Genomic DNA, 506 nt, shown 5'->3' on the forward strand with positions numbered 1-506 from the left:
TGAATATAAAGGAGAACAGATGAAAGCGCTTGTTGTGGAGAATAAAAGTATCAGCCTTAAAGAGGGTTTGAGATTGCCAAAAACAAAAGGCAATGAGCTCCTGGTTAAGGTCGTCTGCGCTTCCGTCAATCAATTGGATGCCGAAAATATTCAGGGGAAGTATGACTTTTTACTTAAGATACTGGGCAGCAATTATCCGGTGAAAACGGGTATTGAGTTTTCAGGTATCGTGGTAGAGGGATGTGGTAAGTTCAAACAAGGTAATAAGGTGTTTGGCTACGTGAACTTGATGAAGGGCGTAAAGGCACATCAGGAATACATTTCAGTAAGTGAAGACTATATCGCGCTCATACCAGATGGATTGAGCTTTGAGCAGTCAGCGGCATTGCCCTTGGGCGCTCTGACTAGCCTAGTCGCGTTGCGAGACATCGGTGGTCTAACTCAAGGCTCGAGAGTCTTAATCAATGGTGCATCAGGCGGCTTGGGGGTGTATGCCATTCAGTTGG

General features: G+C 45.5%; 1 protein-coding gene. It reads left to right on the top strand.

Annotated elements, in window-relative coordinates; translation table 11 throughout:
• Window positions 1–19: 19 nt before the first annotated feature.
• On the top strand, window positions 20–506 hold a 487-nt coding region (locus tag A3738_RS26720), incomplete at its 3' end, for an alcohol dehydrogenase catalytic domain-containing protein (RefSeq protein ID WP_156504527.1).

Source organism: Oleiphilus sp. HI0066 (assembly GCF_001635725.1).